This is a genomic window from Pseudomonas sp. GD04158, from assembly GCF_029834875.1.
Taxonomy (GTDB): Bacteria; Pseudomonadota; Gammaproteobacteria; order Pseudomonadales; family Pseudomonadaceae; genus Aquipseudomonas; species Aquipseudomonas hydrolytica.
On the sequence record NZ_JAODYT010000079.1, the window covers coordinates 1 to 17,628 of the forward strand.

The 17,628-nt window shown below is 65.0% G+C and carries 16 protein-coding genes; 14 read left to right on the forward strand and 2 right to left on the reverse strand.

What is annotated here, in order from left to right; genetic code table 11:
• The 6 genes from N7333_RS20745 to N7333_RS20770 all read left to right on the forward strand — a co-directional run.
• A partial coding sequence (locus tag N7333_RS20745) for a response regulator (protein ID WP_279859335.1) occupies positions 1-1,195 on the forward strand: 1,195 nt, incomplete at its 5' end.
• Positions 1,195-2,004 (forward strand): protein-glutamate O-methyltransferase CheR, encoded by an 810-nt coding sequence (locus N7333_RS20750; RefSeq protein ID WP_003242194.1) that lies wholly within the window; start codon positions 1,195-1,197, stop codon positions 2,002-2,004. The genes N7333_RS20745 and N7333_RS20750, both read left to right, overlap by 1 nt.
• Positions 2,001-2,612, forward strand: coding sequence for a chemotaxis protein CheB (locus N7333_RS20755; RefSeq protein WP_129483265.1), 612 nt, complete (start codon positions 2,001-2,003; stop codon positions 2,610-2,612). Before N7333_RS20750 ends, N7333_RS20755 begins: the two co-directional genes overlap by 4 nt.
• Positions 2,606-3,793 (forward strand): hybrid sensor histidine kinase/response regulator, encoded by a 1,188-nt coding sequence (locus N7333_RS20760; protein ID WP_129483266.1) that lies wholly within the window; start codon positions 2,606-2,608, stop codon positions 3,791-3,793. Before N7333_RS20755 ends, N7333_RS20760 begins: the two co-directional genes overlap by 7 nt.
• Before the next feature lie 175 nt (positions 3,794-3,968).
• On the forward strand, positions 3,969-4,256 hold the full coding sequence (locus tag N7333_RS20765) for a hypothetical protein (protein WP_003242201.1): 288 nt from the start codon (positions 3,969-3,971) through the stop codon (positions 4,254-4,256).
• Positions 4,257-4,274: 18 nt separating this feature from the next.
• Positions 4,275-4,460 (forward strand): PA3371 family protein, encoded by a 186-nt coding sequence (locus tag N7333_RS20770; RefSeq protein WP_003242203.1) that lies wholly within the window; start codon positions 4,275-4,277, stop codon positions 4,458-4,460.
• Between the two features lie 25 nt (positions 4,461-4,485).
• Here the strand turns inward: N7333_RS20770 and N7333_RS20775 are convergent, their stop codons facing one another.
• Positions 4,486-6,282: an ATP-binding protein gene (locus N7333_RS20775; RefSeq protein WP_129483267.1), complete on the reverse strand. Its 1,797-nt coding sequence runs from the start codon at positions 6,280-6,282 to the stop codon at positions 4,486-4,488.
• Between the two features lie 13 nt (positions 6,283-6,295).
• A complete protein-coding gene (algB, locus tag N7333_RS20780) occupies positions 6,296-7,648 on the reverse strand; it encodes a sigma-54-dependent response regulator transcription factor AlgB (RefSeq protein ID WP_129483268.1) in 1,353 nt (450 codons plus the stop codon).
• Positions 7,649-7,857: 209 nt separating this feature from the next.
• Here algB and N7333_RS20785 point away from each other — a divergent pair, with 209 nt between their 5' ends.
• From N7333_RS20785 to N7333_RS20820, 8 genes are all read left to right on the forward strand, one after another.
• Entirely contained in the window at positions 7,858-8,688 is an 831-nt protein-coding gene (locus N7333_RS20785; RefSeq protein ID WP_129483269.1) for a BON domain-containing protein, read from the forward strand.
• A 65-nt stretch (positions 8,689-8,753) separates the two neighbouring features.
• Positions 8,754-9,188, forward strand: a complete 435-nt coding sequence (locus tag N7333_RS20790) for a PA2169 family four-helix-bundle protein (RefSeq protein ID WP_003242210.1) — start codon at positions 8,754-8,756, stop codon at positions 9,186-9,188.
• A gap of 932 nt (positions 9,189-10,120) precedes the next feature.
• The gene (locus N7333_RS20795; RefSeq protein WP_003242212.1) at positions 10,121-11,089 is read left to right on the forward strand and encodes a phosphate ABC transporter substrate-binding protein PstS family protein; all 969 of its coding nucleotides are present in this window, start codon (positions 10,121-10,123) and stop codon (positions 11,087-11,089) included.
• Positions 11,090-11,254: 165 nt separating this feature from the next.
• Positions 11,255-13,540: an ABC transporter permease subunit gene (locus N7333_RS20800; protein WP_003242214.1), complete on the forward strand. Its 2,286-nt coding sequence runs from the start codon at positions 11,255-11,257 to the stop codon at positions 13,538-13,540.
• 15 nt (positions 13,541-13,555) lie between these two features.
• Positions 13,556-15,232 (forward strand): phosphate ABC transporter permease PstA, encoded by a 1,677-nt coding sequence (gene pstA, locus N7333_RS20805; protein WP_011920491.1) that lies wholly within the window; start codon positions 13,556-13,558, stop codon positions 15,230-15,232.
• Between the two features lie 66 nt (positions 15,233-15,298).
• A complete protein-coding gene (pstB, locus tag N7333_RS20810) occupies positions 15,299-16,132 on the forward strand; it encodes a phosphate ABC transporter ATP-binding protein PstB (RefSeq protein ID WP_003242217.1) in 834 nt (277 codons plus the stop codon).
• A 161-nt stretch (positions 16,133-16,293) separates the two neighbouring features.
• Positions 16,294-17,022, forward strand: coding sequence for a phosphate signaling complex protein PhoU (gene phoU, locus N7333_RS20815; RefSeq protein ID WP_003242218.1), 729 nt, complete (start codon positions 16,294-16,296; stop codon positions 17,020-17,022).
• Positions 17,023-17,157: 135 nt separating this feature from the next.
• The coding region (locus N7333_RS20820) for a response regulator (RefSeq protein WP_279859336.1) at positions 17,158-17,628 on the forward strand (471 nt) is incomplete at its 3' end.

A 17,628-nucleotide genomic window follows, 5' to 3' on the forward strand; every position in this document is an offset into this window, starting at 1 on the left:
TGAACGCGGCGGCCGCCGCGTGCTGGTGGTGGAGGACGAGGTGCGCTTCGCCCGCATCCTCTTCGATCTGGCTCACGAACTGGGTTACGCCTGCCTGGTGGCCACCAGTGCCGACGAGGGGCTGGAGCTGGCTCGTCAGTACCGTCCGGACGCCATTCTGCTGGACATGCGCCTGCCCGACGATTCCGGGCTCGGCGTGCTGCAGCGCCTGAAGGACGACGCGCAGACCCGTCACATCCCGGTTCATGTGGTCTCGGTGGAGGACCACAGCGAGGCGGCCCTGCACCTGGGCGCCGTGGGCTATGCGCTCAAACCCACCAGCCGCGACCAGCTCAAGGAGGTGTTCGGCAAGCTGGAGGCCAAGCTCAATCAGCAGGTCAAGCGCGTGTTGCTGGTCGAGGACGACCCGCTGCAGCGCAACAGCATCGCCCGTCTGATCGGCGACGAGGACATCGAGATCAGCGCTGTGGCCCTGGCCGGCGAAGCGCTGGAGAAGCTGCGCGACACGGTGTTCGACTGCATGATCATCGACCTCAAGTTGCCCGACATGCTCGGCAACGAGCTGCTGCGGCGCATGGCCGAGGAGGACATCTGCTCCTTCCCGCCGGTGATCGTCTACACCGGGCGCAACCTCACCCGCGAAGAAGAGGCCGAGCTGCTGCGCTATTCGCGCTCGATCATCATCAAGGGCGCGCGCTCGCCGGAGCGTCTGCTGGACGAAGTCACCCTGTTCCTGCACAAGGTCGAGTCGTCGCTGTCCAGCGAGCATCAGCGCATGCTCAAGACCGCGCGCAGCCGGGAAAAACTGTTCGAAGGGCGCCGCCTGCTGCTGGTGGATGACGACGTACGCAACATCTTCGCCCTGTCCAGTGCGCTGGAACAGAAGGGGGCGGCGGTGGAGGTGGCCCGCAACGGCTTCGAGGCGCTGGCCAAGCTGGACGAGCACGACGACATCGATCTGGTGCTGATGGACGTGATGATGCCGGAGATGGATGGTTATGAGGCCACCCGCAAGATTCGCCAGCAGCCGCGCTGGAACAACCTGCCGATCATCGCGGTGACGGCCAAGGCGATGAAGGACGACCAGGAGCGCTGCCGCGAGGCCGGCGCCAACGACTACCTGGCCAAGCCCATCGACCTGGATCGCCTGTTCTCCCTGATCCGCGTGTGGATGCCCAAGCTGGAGCGTCTCTGATGCCTGACGAGATCGAGCTGCGCCTGCTGATCGAAGCGATCTACCTGCGCTACAGCTACGACTTTCGCGACTACTCCAAGGCATCGCTCAAGCGCCGCGTGCGGCAGGCGCAGGTGCAGCTGGACTGCCCGACCATCTCGGCCCTGCAGGAGCGCATCCTGCACGAGCCGCAGGTGTTCATGCAGCTGCTGCAGTACCTCACCATCCCGGTCAGCGAAATGTTCCGCGACCCCGGCTACTTCCTGGCGCTGCGCCAGCAGGTGGTGCCGCTGCTGCACACCTATCCTTCCCTGAAGGTCTGGGTGGCCGGCTGCAGCACCGGCGAAGAGGTGTATTCCCTGGCTATCCTGCTGCGTGAGGAAGGCCTGCTGGAGCGCACCATGATCTATGCCACGGACATCAACCCGCATTCGCTGGAGAAGGCCGAGCAGGGCATCTTCGCCCTCGACAACCTGCGCACCTACACCCAGAACTACCAGCTGTCCGGCGGCAAGCGCGCCTTCTCCGACTACTACTCGGCGGCCTACGACCGGGTGCTGTTCGACAAGTCGCTGCGGGCCAACGTGACCTTCGCCGATCACAGCCTGGCCACCGACAGCGTGTTTGCCGAGACCCACCTGGTGTCCTGCCGCAACGTGCTGATCTACTTCAACCGTGACCTGCAGGACCGTGCCCTCGGGCTGTTTCACGACTCGCTGTGCCATCGCGGCTTCCTCGGCCTGGGCAGCAAGGAAAGCCTGGATTTCTCCGCCTATGCCAACCAGTTCGAGGCGTTGGCGCGGCCCGAGCGGATCTTTCGCAAGCGATGAACGAGCAGAGGATCATGCTGCGTGGCCGCCCCCGCGTGCCCCTGCAGGCACTGCTGCTGGGCGCCTCCGCCGGCGGCGTGGAGGCGCTGCTGCAGCTGCTCGTCGATCTGCCGCCGAGCTACCGCCTGCCGGTGGTGTGCCTGCTGCATCAGCCCGATCGCAACGACAGCCTGCTCGCCGACCTGTTCGCTCGGCGCCTGCAGCTGCAGGTCAAGGAGGCCGCGGACAAGGAATACCTGCGCGGCGGCGTGGTCTACGTGGCGCCGGCCGGCTATCACCTGTCCATCGAGGCGGATCGCAGCTTTTCCCTCAGTCGCGAGGAGCCGCGGCATTTCTCGCGGCCGTCGATCGACATTCTGTTCGAGTCCGCTGCCGACGCCTACGGTGCGCGGCTGGCTGCCGCCCTGCTCACCGGAGCCAACGAGGACGGCGCGGCCGGCCTGCTGGCGATCCAGCGGGCCGGCGGCCTGACCTTGGTACAGGACCCCGCCGACGCCCAGGTCCCGACCATGCCGGAGGCGGCGCTGGCGCTGCTGCAACCGGATTTTCTCCTGCCCCTCACCGCCATGCGACTGCTGCTGGCCGAACTGGATGCCCCGCCATGCTAAGGAAGATTGAAGCCAAGGTGCTGATCGTCGACGACCTGCCGGAGAACCTGCTGGCTCTGCGCTCGCTGATCCAGAGCGACGATCGCACGCTGTTCCAGGCCAGTAGCGCCGACGAGGCGCTGTCGCTGATGCTCGAGCATGAATTCGCCCTGGCCATCCTCGATGTGAAGATGCCGGGCATGAACGGTTTCGAACTGGCCGAGCTGATGCGCGGAACGGAGAAGACCCGGCATATCCCGATCATCTTCGTCAGCGCCGTCGGCCGCGACATGGACTATGCCTTCAAGGGCTACGAGAGCGGCGCTGTGGATTTCCTGCACAAGCCGCTATCGCCCTTCGAGGTGCGCAGCAAGGTGTCGATGTTCGTCGAGCTGTACCGTCACCGCAAGGCGCTGAGCCAGCAGCTGGAAGTGCTCGAGGCCGCGCGGCGCGAACAGGAGGCCCTGCTCACCGAGCTGCGCGAGACCCAGGCCGAGTTGCAGAAGGCGGTGCAGATGCGCGACTCGTTCATGTCCATCGCCTCCCACGAGCTGCGTACCCCGCTCAATGGCCTGATCCTCGACGTGCAGCTGCGCAAGCTGCGCCTGGAGCAGGGCCGCACGGATGCCTTCACCCCGGACAAGCTGCACGAGATGATCGCCCGCGACGAGCGACAGATCCGCAGCCTGAGCCGCCTGATCGACGACATGCTGGACGTGTCGCGCATCCGTACCGGCAAGCTTTCGGTGATACCCCAACCGGGAGACCTCGGCGTACTGGCCGGCAACGTCGTGGAGGGTCTGGCCGCGCAGTTCGCCAGTCAGGGCAACCACATCGACCTGCAGGTGGACGGCCCCGCGCCGGTGATGATGGACGAGTTCCGCATCGAGCAGGTGCTGGCCAACCTGCTGACCAACGCCTTGCGCTACGGAGGCGGCAAGCCGGTGCTGGTGCGGGTCAGCAGCGAGGGCGAGACCGTCCGCGCCGAGGTGCGCGACCAGGGCATGGGCATTTCCGAAGCGGACCAGCGGCGGGTGTTCGAGCAGTTCGAGCGGGTCTGCGACGCCGGTGTCGCCCAGGGGCTTGGGCTCGGCCTGTTCATCAGCGAGCAGATCGTGCAGGCCCACGGAGGGCGCATCGAACTGAGCAGCCGCCTGGGTGAGGGCTCCTGCTTCAGCGTCCTGCTACCGCGCCGCGTCTGATCGTGCAAATTGCATGTGTCGCGTTTCATGCATCTTGCAAAGTGCAAGGCAGATGGCTTTTATTTTTAGAATAAGTGCCTGATTTATAAGGATTTTTTGTGTCGTTTCGGATTGGCATGAGCGCTGCAGAAATCAGTCCCGTAAGCCCCGACTGACCTGCTGATGGAGAAGCGCCATGTACCTCGTCCGACTGAGCCTGTTCTGCGTCGCTACATTGCTGGTCAACGGGGCTTACGCCAACGATTTCATCGGTTCGGCCGGCGCCAGTGCCAGGACCGCCGACCTTACCGTTTCCAATGCTCAGTCACGCGAATCCGCTTCTGCCGAGCAGCGCGAGTTGAGTCAATCCAGCGGCTCCCGCCGTGCCCAGGACGATGCCCAGTGGCTGCGCATCTCCGACGAGACCGATACCGCCAACCGCGAACCGCGTCCCGCCGTCAGCACGCCGCGCTGGGTGTTCTGACCGACAAGGAATTGCGCCATGTCCCGAAGTGCCGTCATCCTGCTGATCATGACGCTCCTGAGCCTGGCCAGCCTCTGGCTGATGCCCGGCCTGGGAGAGCCGGTCAGCCTGCTGCTCAAGGGCGCCGCTGCCGTCTTCGGTCTCGGCTTCCTGCTGGCGTTGATGCTGGGTCGCCGCTTCAAGTTCGACCCCGTGCTGCGCTGACCGAACGCCTTGCGCTAGCCGGGCGCTAGACCGGCAGGCTGAAGTAGAAGTTGGCGCCTTCGCGCGGGCGGGAGCGTACGCCCAGCTGCCCGCCAAACAGCTGCACGATCTCCCGTGCCAAGGCCAGCCCCAGCCCGACCCCACCCTTGCGCCGGCCGATCTGCACGAACGGCTCGAAGATGCGCGCCTGCTGTTCGTAGGGAATGCCCTCGCCCTGGTCTTGCACGCTGACGATCACCTGTTCGCCGTGGCGGTGCGCCTGCAGGGTCACGGTGCCGCCCGAGTCGCTGTGGCGCAGCGCGTTGCTGAGCAGGCTGTCGAGCAGGCGGTGTAGCTGGCCCTCATCGAGGCTCAGGCGCGGCAGCGGCTGGTGCAGCTCGCAGGTGATGGTCACGCCGCGCTCGCTTGCTTCGTCGGTGAAGCGCTGGCGCGCCTGCTGGAGCATGACGGCGAGATCGCACGGGACCCGCTGCAGGGTCTGCAGGCCGTTCTGGTAGCGCGAAAAGTTGAGCAGGTCGTCGATCAGCTGCACCAGGCGGCGCATTTCCTCGTCGACGGTGCGCATCAGGTCCTGCTCGCGTCCGCCCGCTGGCACCTGCAGCCGTTCGCGCAGCAGGCTGAAGGCCATGTGCATGCCGGTGATCGGTGTACGCAGCTCATGGGAGGCACGCAGGATGAATTCGCTGCGTACCCGCTCGAAGGCGCGTTGCTCGGTGACGTCACGCAGCACCATCACGGCGCCGACACTGCCGCCCTCGCGAACCTGTACCGGGGTCAGGGCCCAGGCCAGCAGACGAACCTCGCCGTTGCGGTCGATCTGCAGGTCTGCCGGTGGCGCGCGCATCGGCTCGCCGGCCAGCACCTGGCGCAATGCCTCGTCCACGGCGTGGCCGGGCAGCAGCGGGCCGATGGGCTGATCCTGTATGTCCTGCTTCCACGACAGCTGGCTCAGGGCCACGGGATTGGCATGCTCGACGCGGCCCAGGGCATCGAGGATCACCAGGCCGTCGTCGATACTGTCGAGCACCGCCTTCAGACGGCCTTCGCTGTTGAGCAGCTGCTTGAGATTGCTCGAATGGTACTGGCGCAAGGCCTCGGTCATCAGGCCGAAGCGGCGGCTCAACACGGCCAGCTCCACCACTGGTGACACCGGCAATACCACGTCGTACTGGCCTTTGCCGATCTGGTCCGCGGCGCGCGCCAGCAGATCGATGGGGGCGCCGAAACGGCGGGCGATGCCGTTGGCGGTGATGACGCCGATCGCCAGCACGGCCAGGCCCGTCATCACCAGCAGGCCGGCGATCAGCCGGGAGCGCTCGCCGGCCTTGTGCTCGGCGGCGATGACCCAGCTGACGACCCGGTCCTGCTGATCCAGCAGGTGGTTGCGTAGCTTCTGGAAGGCTTCGGTAAAGGGGATGTTGCCAGCCAGGTTGTGCGGCGACTGGCCGGCAGGAGTGGCACTTTCAGCCACCTGTTCCATCTGGCGATGCAGGATCGCGGCCTGCTCGAGGCCCTGCACGTAGTCCGCGCCCAGCTTGGCGCCGAAACCTTCGGCCAGGGTGCTGCGAAAGGCCTGACGGATATTTTCCAGGGCCTCCGGGTTCGGTGTCTGGCCGATCAGCAGGATCAGCTCGTCGCCCAGGTGCTGGCGCAGCTTCTGGCCGATCTGCACGGCGGTGAAGCCGCGCTGGATCAGGTCGCTCTGGCTGCGGGACATCTGCGTGACGCTGAACAGCCCGAGCAGCAGCCCCAGCAGCGCCACGGTGATCAGCGCGGAAATGCTGAGGAACAGACGCGTGCGAAGCTTCATCGACAGCTTCATGGCGATTCCATGGTCAGAGGTTGTACTGCTTGCGTTTGCGATACAGGGTCGAAGTATCGATGCCCAGGGTCCTGGCGGCCATGTCCAGGGTGTTGCTGCTGGCCAGAACGGCAGCGATATGAGCCTTTTCCAACTCCTCGAGGCTCATGGGCGCGCCCACGCGGATGGCGCCGTTGGGCGCATCGCTGCTGCCGCCGAGGCCGAGGTGGGCGACCTCCACGGCCTCCTGCTGGCAGATGATGCTGGCGCGCTCGATGACGTTGCGCAGTTCGCGGATGTTGCCCGGCCAGTGGTAGGACTGCAGGGCGGCGACCGCCTCGGGGCTGAAGCCGCAGGCCGGGCGGCCGTAATCGCTGACGAAGTGGGCGAGAAAGCGCTCGGCCAGGGACATCACGTCTTCATGGCGTTCGCGCAGCGGCGGCAGCTTGAGGGTGATGACGTTGAGGCGATACAGCAGGTCCTCGCGAAAGCGCCCCTCGCGCACCATCTCGTCCAGATCCAGGTTGGTGGCGGCGACGATGCGCACATCGGCGCGGCGGGTGACCGGATCGCCCACGCGTTCGTATTCCTTGTCCTGGATGAAGCGAAGCAGCTTGGGTTGCAGGGCGAGCGGGAAGTCGCCGATCTCGTCAAGGAACAGGGTGCCGCCGTCGGCCTGGCTGACCCGGCCCTGGGTGCTCTCGCTGGCGCCGGTGAAGGAGCCGCGGGCATGGCCGAACAGCTCGCTTTCCATCAGCTCGGCGGTCAGCGACGGGCAGTTGATGGTCACGCAGGTGCGCTTGGCGCGGCGGCTCCAGCCGTGGATGGCGCGGGCCAGTTCGCCCTTGCCGGTGCCGGATTCGCCGAGGATGAGGATGTTGGCATCGGTGGCCGCCACCTGGCGCGCGGTTTCCAGGATCGCCATCATCGTCGGGCTGTGCGAGTCGAGACCGTCCTTGGCCTTGCGCACTTCGCCTTCCAGCGCCTCCAGCCGCGCCGCCAGGGCGCGCACCTCCAGCTGCTTGATGGCGGCGAGGCGCAGCTGGTCCGGCGTGCAGGGCTTGACCAGATAGTCGGCGGCGCCGGCCTGGATCGCGTCGACCGCGGTGTCCACGGCCGAGTGGGCGGTGACGATCACCACGCGCATCCAGGGGGCCTGGATGCGCATCTGCGCCAGCAGGTCGAGGCCATTGTCCTCGCCCAGGCGCAGGTCGAGGAAACACAGGTCGAACACCTGGCGCTGCAACAGCGCTTCGGCCTGCGCCGCGCTGCTGGCGCCGGCGACCTCGTAGCCCTCATCTTCCAGGCAGTAGCGGAAGGTGCGCAGGATTGCCGCCTCGTCGTCCACCAGCAGAATGCGCCCGCTGGTCTGTTCTGACGCTGCCATGTTGTTGCTCCCTGTGACTGGTCGATGGAGGTTAGTCAGGTAAAAGTCGTGCAAGTTGCACGGTAGTATGCCTGCAACCCTGCAACCTGCACGCAGGGGGCGCCTGATAGTGGTTAATAAGTATCTGTTTTAAAAGGATTATTTCTTTTGTCCGGGCTGGCACGGGCCTTGCGAAATTGTTCTCGTGATTCACCCGCGAGGACCCTGTAATGCCGTTTTTGAGAACCCTGATGCTGGCCGGTGGCACTGCGCTGCTGCTGAGTCTGACGCCCCTGGCCAGCCATGCTGCCACGGACGGGCTGACCGAGCAGATCGAGGCCGCACGCCAGGAGGGTTCGATCTGGACGGCCTTCGCCCTGAACCGTCACCTCAACCCCTTCAGGCTCGACGTGGCAGTCGAGAAGGGCCGCGCCACCCTTGATGGTCAAGTCGAAAGCGAGGTGCAGAAGGAGCTGGCCGAGGAGGTGGCGCTGAGCGTGAAGGGGGTGGAGCGCGTGGATAACCGCATCGTGGTCGATGCCGCCACCGCTGAGAACGAGCCGCCGCGGCTGGTGCAGCAGCTGGAGGACGCCAGCCTGGCGGCGACGGTGAAATCCAAGCTGCTGTGGAACAGCAACACCCGTGGCCTGGATATCCAGGTCAAGAGCCAGAACGGCGCCATCACCCTCAGCGGCCACGCGCAGACCCCGGCCGCCAAGGAGTTGGCCGGCCAGCTCGCCGCCAACACCGATGGCGTGCGCGAAGTGTTCAATCACCTGAGCATCAGCACCGCCGACAGCAGCAGTAGCGAGGTGCAGACGGCTGTCGAGGAAGCGCGCGAAGACATCAGCGACAGCTGGATCACCAGCAAGGTCAAGGCCAGCTTCCTGTATAGCCGCAACCTTGATGCGCTGAACATCTCGGTGGACACCGAGGACGGCCTGGTCAGGCTACGCGGTAGCGTGCTGAGCAGTGCCGAGAAACGTCTGGCGGTGGAGATCGCCCGCAATATCCGCGGTGTGCGCGGCGTCGATGCCGACGCCCTGCGCATCAGCAGCTGAACCTGACCGATACCGGCCGACGGAATGGCCGACAACCGCAAGTCCCATAGCCAAGGAGAGATCCCATGAGCAGCAAGACCGCACAACTCAACGAACTGATCGAAATTACCCGCGACGGCAAGCGCTTCTACGAGCATGCCCACGACGAGGTCAAGGACATCCGCCTGCAGGCGCTGTTCCGCGACATGGTGCGGGCCAAGACCGAGGTGATCGACGCCCTGAGCGTCAAGGTGGCCGCCAACCAGGCCGACCCGGCGAGCGGCGGCACCCTGCTGGGCAAGCTGCGCCAGCTCTACGCCGATACCCGCGCCACCCTGTCCAAGGACGAGGACGCCGCCTACGTGGCCCAGCTGGAAGAGGCCGAAGACCGCATCCTGCATGCCTTCGAGGATGCACTGGAGAGCGCCGACCAGGACGTGCGGGTACTGCTGGCGGTGGAGATGCCCAAGGTGCGCGCCTGCCATGACCGCATGCGTGCGCTGAAGCAGAACATGCAGTAACCCCAGTGCGTCATCCGAGCCCCTGCACGCATTGCGTGCGGGGGCTTTTTATGGGGGCTGAGCAGACTGGACTGGCAGATAAGTGTGTGCTTTTGCGCTATTTATATCCGGGCCAAGATCATTGGCGTGTCGATCTCTCGTCTTGGTTTCGCCCCTCACGGGCGACTCACTTTCTTTGCTTGTGCAAAGAAAGTAAGCAAAGAAACACACCCCTACATCCGGCCCCGGCTGCGCCGGGGTTCCCTCGCTCCATCACCACTCCAGGGGCACGACCGGATGCGGCCCACCGACGAAGGGCCATCCCTGGCCCATCACGGCTCTCGCGGCATCCATGCCGCTCAACCCCTTCCATGGTGATTCCACTCGGCCTCCTGAAGGGGACTTGGGGCGTCGTCTGTGAGATCGCGCTTCAAGAGCAAAAGCCAAACGCTACCGACTTTGATCTTCTGGAGATTTCGCAAGCTCGCGACCCGATCCCCTTCAGGAGGCCGAGCGGAGGTGTTGCGTAGGGGGACGAGCCGCAGGGATGCGGCGAGATACCGATGGCGGCCCCGCTTAAAGGGCCAGGGAAGGCCCTTGTAAGCCGGCCCCGGAGCGGCGCCGGAGCGAGGAAACGCAGCGAAGCGGAGTAACAGCCGCAGGCTGGCCCGAAGGGTGAGCGCAGCGAATCAAGGTGTGGCGCCCGTAAGGGGCGCAACCCAAACGCCCAGCGCATGCGGTAGTGGATAGTGCTAAGCCCGTGAGCGATACGTACATAAACTTGCCAGTCCGGTATCACCCACTCTTTTCCCAAACCATCCGAAGCGCTTTCTCTCTGCTGTACCCGAAAGCCGTCGACGTTCATTTAACTGTCACATTCGTTTCATAGAGTGTTCACGAGGCCTGCAGATACTTGGCCCGCTCAACCAACACTATCCTGCTAGGAGCAAGGCATGAAACTGAAGCGTTTGATGGCGGCCCTGACTTTCGCCGCCGCCGGCGTAAGCGCCGTATCTGCTGTAGCCGCCGTCGACCCGGCTCTGCCGAACTACGAAAAGACTTCCGGTGTATCGGGTAACCTGTCCAGCGTCGGCTCCGACTCCCTGGCCAACCTGATGACCCTGTGGGCAGAAGAGTTCAAGAAGAACTACCCCAACGTCAACATCCAGATCCAGGCCGCCGGTTCCTCCACCGCGCCGCCCGCCATGACCGAAGGCACCGCCAACATGGGCCCGATGAGCCGTCCGATGAAGGACAGCGAAATCCAGGCCTTCGAAGAGAAGTACGGCTACAAGCCGACCGCCGTTCCGGTGGCCATCGACGCCCTGGCCGTGTTCGTGCACAAGGACAACCCGATCAAGTCGCTGTCCATCGAGCAGGTCGACGCGATCTTCTCCAGCACCCGCCTGTGCGGTGGCGACAAGGACATCAAGACCTGGGGTGACCTCGGTCTGACCGGCGAGTGGGCCAGCAAGCCGCTGCAGCTGTTCGGCCGCAACTCGGTTTCCGGCACCTACGGCTACTTCAAGGAAGAAGCCCTGTGCAAAGGTGACTTCAAGTCCAACGTCAACGAGCAGCCGGGTTCGGCTTCCGTGGTGCAGTCGATCTCCAGCACCCTGAACGCCATCGGTTACTCGGGCATCGGCTACAAGACCTCCAGCGTGCGCGCCGTTCCGCTGTCGAAGAAAGGCGGCGAAGCCTTCGAAGCTTCCGAAGAGAACGCCCTGGCTGGCAAGTTCCCGCTGGCTCGCTTCTTCTACGTCTACGTCAACAAGGCGCCGAACCAGCCGCTGAGCCCGCTGGACGCCGAGTTCGTCAAGCTGATGCTGTCCAAGCAAGGCCAGGAAGTGGTGATGAAGGATGGTTACATCCCGCTGCCGTCGAAAGTGGCCGAGAAAGCCCTGAAGGAACTGGGTCTGTAAGCCTGGCCGCGCGCTAGACGCCTTACAGAACGCGACCCGCCCTCTTAGGAGTGGCGGGTTTCGTCATGTCAGCTGACTGTAACTTTTCTGTCATACAAGCCCGCTAGATTGGCAGGCCTGGGCAGCCGCATGCGCTGCACTCGAGCCCGCGCAGAGACTTCTCGCATGAACGACTTGGCAAACGACACCGTGAACCGACCGCAGAACCCCCTGGGGATCGACTTCAACACCCCCGCCCTGCAACGCAAGCGCCGCCTGCGCGCGCTGAAGGATCGCCTGGCGCGCTGGTACGTCTCGATTGGCGGCCTGGCGGTACTCGGTGCCATCACCCTGATCTTCTTCTACCTGGCCCATGTGGTGCTGCCCATGTTCCAGGGCGCCGAAATCGAGGCGCGCAAGGCCCAGCAGCCGGCCTGGCTCGGCCAGGCCGGTGCGCCCCTGCTGCTGGCCATCGAAGAGCAGAACCAGGTGGCCATGCGTCTGGACGACGCCGGCGTGGTGCAGTTCTTCGAGCTGCGCACCGGCGAGCCGCTGCAGCGCCTGCAACTGCCGTTGCCGGAAGGCGTCAGCGTCGCCTCGGTAGCGCAGGATCAGCCGGGCAGCCGGCGCGCCGTGCTCGGCCTGTCCAACGGCCAGGTGCTGATCGTTCAGCACAACTACAAGGTCAGCTATCCGGACAACGTCCGCGTCATCACCCCGCAGATCGACTACCCCTACGGCGAGACGCCCATCGAGCTGGACCCGCAGGGTCGCCCGCTCGAGCACGTGGCGTTGAACCTCAACAGCGGCACCCTGATGCTGGCCGGTGCCACTGGCAGTGAGCTGCACCTGATCAGCATCGGGCGCGAGGAAAATCTGTTCACCGGCGAGGTGAGCCTGAGCGAGGAGCGCATCGGCCTGCCGCAGATCGGCGAGCCGATCACCCAGCTGATCCTCGACCCGCGGCAGATGTGGCTGTACGTGTTCAACGGCGACTCCACCGCCGATGTCTTCGATCTGCGCAAGCGCAGCCTCAACGGCCGCTACGACCTGCTCAAGGACGCCTCCAATCGCGTCACCAGCGCCAAGGCGCTGCTGGGCGGCATCTCGATCATGATCGGTGACGCCAAGGGCGGCATCCAGCAGTGGTTCATGGTGCGCGATGGCGACGGCAAGTCCACCTTCCAGCCGATCCGCAGCTTCCAGCTGGGCACCAGCGCCATCACCCAGATCCTCCCCGAGGAGCGCCGCAAGGGCTTCATGGCGCTGGACGAGAGCGGTCGCCTGGGCATCTTCCACAGCACCGCGCACCGCACCCTGCTCAAGGAGCAGGTCGCCGAAGGTCGCGGTATTGCCGCCCTGTCGCCGCGCGCCAGCCGCGTGCTGGTGGAGTCGGACGGCAAGCTGCAGCGCTTCGTGGTCGACAACCCGCACCCGGAAGTGTCCTGGAGCGCGCTGTGGGGCAAGGTCTGGTACGAGAGCTACCCGGAGCCGGACTACGTCTGGCAGTCCACCTCGGCCAACACCGATTTCGAGGCCAAGCTGAGCCTCTCGCCGCTGGCCTTCGGTACTCTCAAGGCCGCCTTCTACGCCATGCTTCTGGCCGCGCCCCTGGCGGTGGCCGCGGCAATCTACACCGCCTACTTCATGGCGCCGCGCATGCGCACCAAGGTCAAGCCGGTGATCGAGCTGATGGAGGCGCTGCCGACGGTGATCCTCGGTTTCTTCGCCGGCCTGTTCCTCGCGCCGTTCCTGGAGAACCACCTGCCCGGCATATTCAGCCTGCTGCTGTTGACCCCGGTGGGGATCCTCGCCGCCGGTTACCTGTGGACCAAGATGCCCGAGTCGGTCCGCCACCGCGTGCCGGACGGTTGGGAAGCCGCGCTGCTGATCCCGGTGGTGATCGCCGTGGGCTGGTTCTCGCTGTCGATCAGCGGCCACCTGGAGAACTGGTTCTTCGACGGCAACATGCGCCTGTGGCTGTCCAACGACCTGGGCATTCCCTTCGACCAGCGCAACGCCCTGGTGGTGGGTCTGGCCATGGGTTTCGCGGTGATCCCGAACATCTACTCGATCGCCGAAGACGCCGTGTTCAGCGTGCCCAAGAGCCTGACCTTCGGTTCTCTGGCCCTCGGCGCCACGCCCTGGCAGACCCTGACCCGCGTGGTGATCCTCACCGCCAGCCCGGGCATCTTCTCGGCGCTGATGATCGGCATGGGCCGCGCCGTGGGCGAGACCATGATCGTGCTGATGGCCACCGGCAACACGCCGATCATGGACATCAACATCTTCGAAGGCATGCGCACCCTGGCTGCCAACGTCGCGGTGGAAATGCCCGAGTCGGAAGTCGGCGGCACCCACTATCGCGTGCTGTTCCTCGCCGCGCTGGTACTGCTGCTGTTCACCTTCGTGATGAACACCCTGGCCGAGCTGATTCGTCAGCGCCTGCGCACCAAGTATTCGTCGCTCTAAGGTTTTGGAAGGTATATGTCCGTGAAACAGAACAACCTGAAATCCTGGTACAAGAGCGGCGCCCCGGGCGTGTGGATGAGCGGTGGCGCGGTGGCCATCGCCATCATCATGACCCTCGGTCTGCTGGCGGTGATCGCCACCCGCGGTCTGGGCCATTTCTGGCCGGCCGATATCCTCGAAGCCGACTACCAGGTGCCTGGTCAGGAAGCGCGGGTGATGCTCGGTGAGGTGGTGCAGGTCGAGGAAGTGCCGCGCGCCCGTCTGGCCGCCGCCGGTCTGCCGGTGGCCGAAGAGGGCGGCGAGTTCATGACCCGCGAGCTGCTCAAGGTGGGCAACCGCGAACTGTTCGGCGCCGATTTCACCTGGGTGGTCGGCGAGTGGCTGAGCAACCCGCGCAAGCCGGCCGGCATCACCGTGCTGGAACGCCGCGAATGGGGCAACTTCTACGGCAACCTGATCAACGTCAAGGAAGGCGGACAGGTCGTCGCCGAGGGCGATGCTGCCTGGTCCGAACTGCAGCAGCGTCTGGATCGCGTCGACGCGCTGCATGCCCAACTGGTGCGCCTGGAGAAGAAGGACATCGGCCGCATCAACCACGGTCTCGAGCGCATTCGTCTGGAAGGCCGCAAGCTGCAGCTGCAGGGCAAGCTGGACGCCGACGCGCAGGCCGCCCTGGATGCGCGCCGCGACGCGCTGAATGCCGACTACAAGGTGCTCGAAGAGCAGATGGTCGCGCTGGTTCAGCAGATCAACCGCGACAGCGTGACCCTGAGCGCCAGCGATGGTCGGCAGACCGAGATCGCCCTGGGCAAGGTGGTACGGGCCTTCCGCCCGAACGCCATGAGCACCCTCGACAAGTTCGGCTTCTACGCCATGAAGCTGTGGGAGTTCGTCAGCGACGAGCCGCGTGAGGCCAACACCGAAGGCGGGATCTTCCCGGCCATCTTCGGCACCGTGCTGATGGTGATGCTGATGGCGGTGATCGTCACCCCGTTCGGCGTGATCGCCGCGGTGTATCTGCGCGAGTACGCGCATCAGGGTGCGCTGACCCGGGTGATCCGTATCGCGGTGAACAACCTCGCCGGCGTGCCCTCGATCGTCTACGGCGTGTTCGGCCTGGGCTTCTTCGTCTATGTGCTGGGCGGCAATATCGACCGGCTGTTCTTCCCCGAATCGGCCCCGGCGCCGACCTTCGGCACACCGGGCCTGATGTGGGCCTCGCTAACCCTGGCGATCCTCACCCTGCCGGTGGTCATCGTCGCCACCGAGGAAGGTCTGGCGCGTATCCCGCGTGCGGTGCGCGAAGGCTCGCTGGCCCTCGGTGCGACCAAGGCCGAGACGCTGTGGAAGGTGGTGATCCCGATGGCCAGCCCGGCGATGATGACCGGCCTGATTCTCGCCGTGGCACGTGCCGCCGGCGAGGTGGCACCGCTGATGCTGGTGGGCGTGGTCAAGCTGGCGCCGAGCCTGCCGCTCAACGGCAACTACCCCTATCTGCACCTGGATCAGAAGATCATGCACCTGGGCTTCCACATCTACGACGTCGGCTTCCAGAGCCCCAACGTCGAGGCCGCGCGCCCGCTGGTGTACGCCACGGCACTGCTGCTGGTGATCGTCATCGCCCTGCTCAACCTGACCGCGGTCTATATCCGTAACCACCTGCGCGAGAAGTACAAGGCGCTGGATCACTAACGCAGCTACGAGCCGCGTACCGCCGGTGCGCAGCTTGCAGCTTGTAGCTACGAACGGAGTGAGTTTATGCAACACGAAACCCATACCCACGGTATCGACCTGGCCGCCCTCGGCCGCGACAAGCAGAGCCTGAGCCTGGCCAACGAGACCACGGCTATCCAGGTGCCGGGCCTGAACCTGTACTACGGCCAGAAGCAGGCGCTGTTCGACGTCAAGATGGACATCCCCAAGCAGCGCGTGACCGCCTTCATCGGCCCGTCCGGCTGCGGCAAGTCGACACTGCTGCGCACCTTCAACCGCATGAACGACCTGGTCGACGGTTGCCGTGTGGAAGGCGAGATCAACATCGACGGGCGCAACATCTACCGCAAGGGCGAGGACGTGGCCGAGCTGCGTCGTCGCGTCGGCATGGTGTTCCAGAAGCCCAACCCCTTCCCCAAGAGCATCTACGAGAACGTGGTGTACGGCCTGCGCATCCAGGGCATCAACAGCAAGCGCGTGCTCGACGAGGCCGTGGAGTGGGCGCTGAAGAGCGCGGCGCTGTGGGACGAGGTCAAGGACCGTCTGCATGACTCGGCCCTCGGCCTGTCCGGCGGTCAGCAGCAGCGTCTGGTGATCGCCCGCACCGTGGCCGTGCAGCCGGAAGTGTTGCTGCTCGACGAACCCTGCTCGGCGCTCGACCCGATCTCCACGCTGAAGGTCGAAGAGCTGATCTACGAGCTCAAGAGCAAGTACACCATCGTCATCGTCACCCACAACATGCAGCAGGCGGCGCGCGTCTCCGACTACACCGCGTTCATGTACATGGGCAAGCTGATCGAGTTCGGCGACACCGATACCCTGTTCACCAACCCGGCCAAGAAGCAGACTGAAGACTACATCACCGGTCGTTACGGCTGATGGCCATGTCAGAGGGCGCTGGACTGCGTCGGCGGAACCGGTACTGTCTGCGTTCCGCCTCCTTGCCCAGCACCCTCTGCCAAAGCCCATCCCTTAACAACCAGTAGGGTGCGCCGTGCGCACCATGGCCATCCAAGCCGGCAGCTTTCGCGGAGCGAAACATGATCAACAAAGACAACCTTACCCAGCACATCTCCCAGCAGTTCAACGCCGAGCTGGAAGAAGTGCGCAGCCACCTGCTGGCCATGGGCGGCCTGGTGGAGAAGCAGGTCAACGACGCCGTCACCGCGCTGATCGAGGCCGACTCCGGCCTGGCCCAGCAGGTGCGCGAGATCGACGACCAGATCAACCAGATGGAGCGCAACATCGACGAGGAATGCGTGCGCATCCTCGCCCGCCGCCAGCCGGCGGCCTCCGACCTGCGCCTGATCATCAGCATCTCCAAGTCGGTGATCGACCTGGAGCGCATCGGGGACGAGTCGACCAAGATCGCCAAGCGCGCCATCCAGCTGTGTGAAGAAGGCGAGTCGCCGCGTGGCTATGTCGAGGTGCGTCACATCGGCGACCAGGTACGCCGGATGGTGCAGGAGGCGCTGGATGCCTTCGCCCGTTTCGATGCCGACCTGGCGCTGTCGGTGGCGCAGTACGACAAGACCGTCGACCGCGAGTACAAGACCGCCCTGCGCGAGCTGGTCACCTACATGATGGAAGATCCGCGTTCGATCTCCCGCGTGCTCAACGTGATCTGGGCGCTGCGCTCGCTGGAACGCATCGGCGACCACGCGCGCAACATCGCCGAACTGGTGATCTACCTGGTGCGCGGCACCGACGTGCGCCACATCGGCCTGACGCGCATGCGCGAAGAGGTCGAGGGCAAGCCCGAGGCCTGATCGCCGCGGCTTTCGCACGGCCCGGGACATGCCGGGCCGTTTCCTTTGCGCGATTTGTTGCGCGTCCGGCGTTTTCCGTTGGCCTTAGGCCACTGGCCATGACTATGCTTATTGCCATTCGTACAGGAGTGGCCGATGAGCAAAGTCAGTGTGCTGGTGGTGGATGACGCGACCTTTATCCGTGATCTGGTCAAGAAAGGGCTGCGCGATCACTTTCCCGGCGTACAGATCGACGAGGCAGTCAACGGGCGCAAGGCCCAGCAGCTGCTGGGTCGGCAGGATGTCGACCTGATTCTCTGCGACTGGGAAATGCCGGAGATGTCCGGCCTCGAGCTGCTGACCTGGTGCCGCGAGCAGGAGCGCCTGAAAACCACGCCCTTCATCATGGTCACCAGCCGTGGCGACAAGGAAAACGTGGTGCAGGCGATCCAGGCCGGCGTTTCCGACTACATCGGCAAGCCGTTCTCCAACGAGCAGCTGGTGACCAAGGTGAAGAAGGCGCTGAGCCGCGCCGGCAAGCTGCAGGCGCTGGCTGCCAGTGCGCCGCCGAAGATGCTCAGCAGCGGCGGTTTCGCCAACGACTCGCTGGCCGCGCTGACCGGCGGC

Excerpts from the sequence above, each read along its gene's own strand:
- N7333_RS20750 (WP_003242194.1), top strand. The coding sequence starts at position 1,195 with ATGCCTGACGAGATCGAGCTGCGCCTGCTGATCGAAGCGATCTACCTG.
- N7333_RS20765 (WP_003242201.1), top strand. The coding sequence starts at position 3,969 with ATGTACCTCGTCCGACTGAGCCTGTTCTGCGTCGCTACATTGCTGGTC.
- N7333_RS20785 (WP_129483269.1), top strand. The coding sequence starts at position 7,858 with ATGCCGTTTTTGAGAACCCTGATGCTGGCCGGTGGCACTGCGCTGCTG.
- N7333_RS20795 (WP_003242212.1), top strand. The coding sequence starts at position 10,121 with ATGAAACTGAAGCGTTTGATGGCGGCCCTGACTTTCGCCGCCGCCGGC.
- N7333_RS20800 (WP_003242214.1), top strand. The coding sequence starts at position 11,255 with ATGAACGACTTGGCAAACGACACCGTGAACCGACCGCAGAACCCCCTG.
- algB (WP_129483268.1), bottom strand. The coding sequence starts at position 7,648 with ATGGCAGCGTCAGAACAGACCAGCGGGCGCATTCTGCTGGTGGACGAC.
- N7333_RS20775 (WP_129483267.1), bottom strand. The coding sequence starts at position 6,282 with ATGAAGCTGTCGATGAAGCTTCGCACGCGTCTGTTCCTCAGCATTTCC.
- phoU (WP_003242218.1), top strand. The coding sequence starts at position 16,294 with ATGATCAACAAAGACAACCTTACCCAGCACATCTCCCAGCAGTTCAAC.
- pstA (WP_011920491.1), top strand. The coding sequence starts at position 13,556 with ATGTCCGTGAAACAGAACAACCTGAAATCCTGGTACAAGAGCGGCGCC.
- N7333_RS20790 (WP_003242210.1), top strand. The coding sequence starts at position 8,754 with ATGAGCAGCAAGACCGCACAACTCAACGAACTGATCGAAATTACCCGC.
- N7333_RS20760 (WP_129483266.1), top strand. The coding sequence starts at position 2,606 with ATGCTAAGGAAGATTGAAGCCAAGGTGCTGATCGTCGACGACCTGCCG.
- N7333_RS20770 (WP_003242203.1), top strand. The coding sequence starts at position 4,275 with ATGTCCCGAAGTGCCGTCATCCTGCTGATCATGACGCTCCTGAGCCTG.
- N7333_RS20755 (WP_129483265.1), top strand. The coding sequence starts at position 2,001 with ATGAACGAGCAGAGGATCATGCTGCGTGGCCGCCCCCGCGTGCCCCTG.
- pstB (WP_003242217.1), top strand. The coding sequence starts at position 15,299 with ATGCAACACGAAACCCATACCCACGGTATCGACCTGGCCGCCCTCGGC.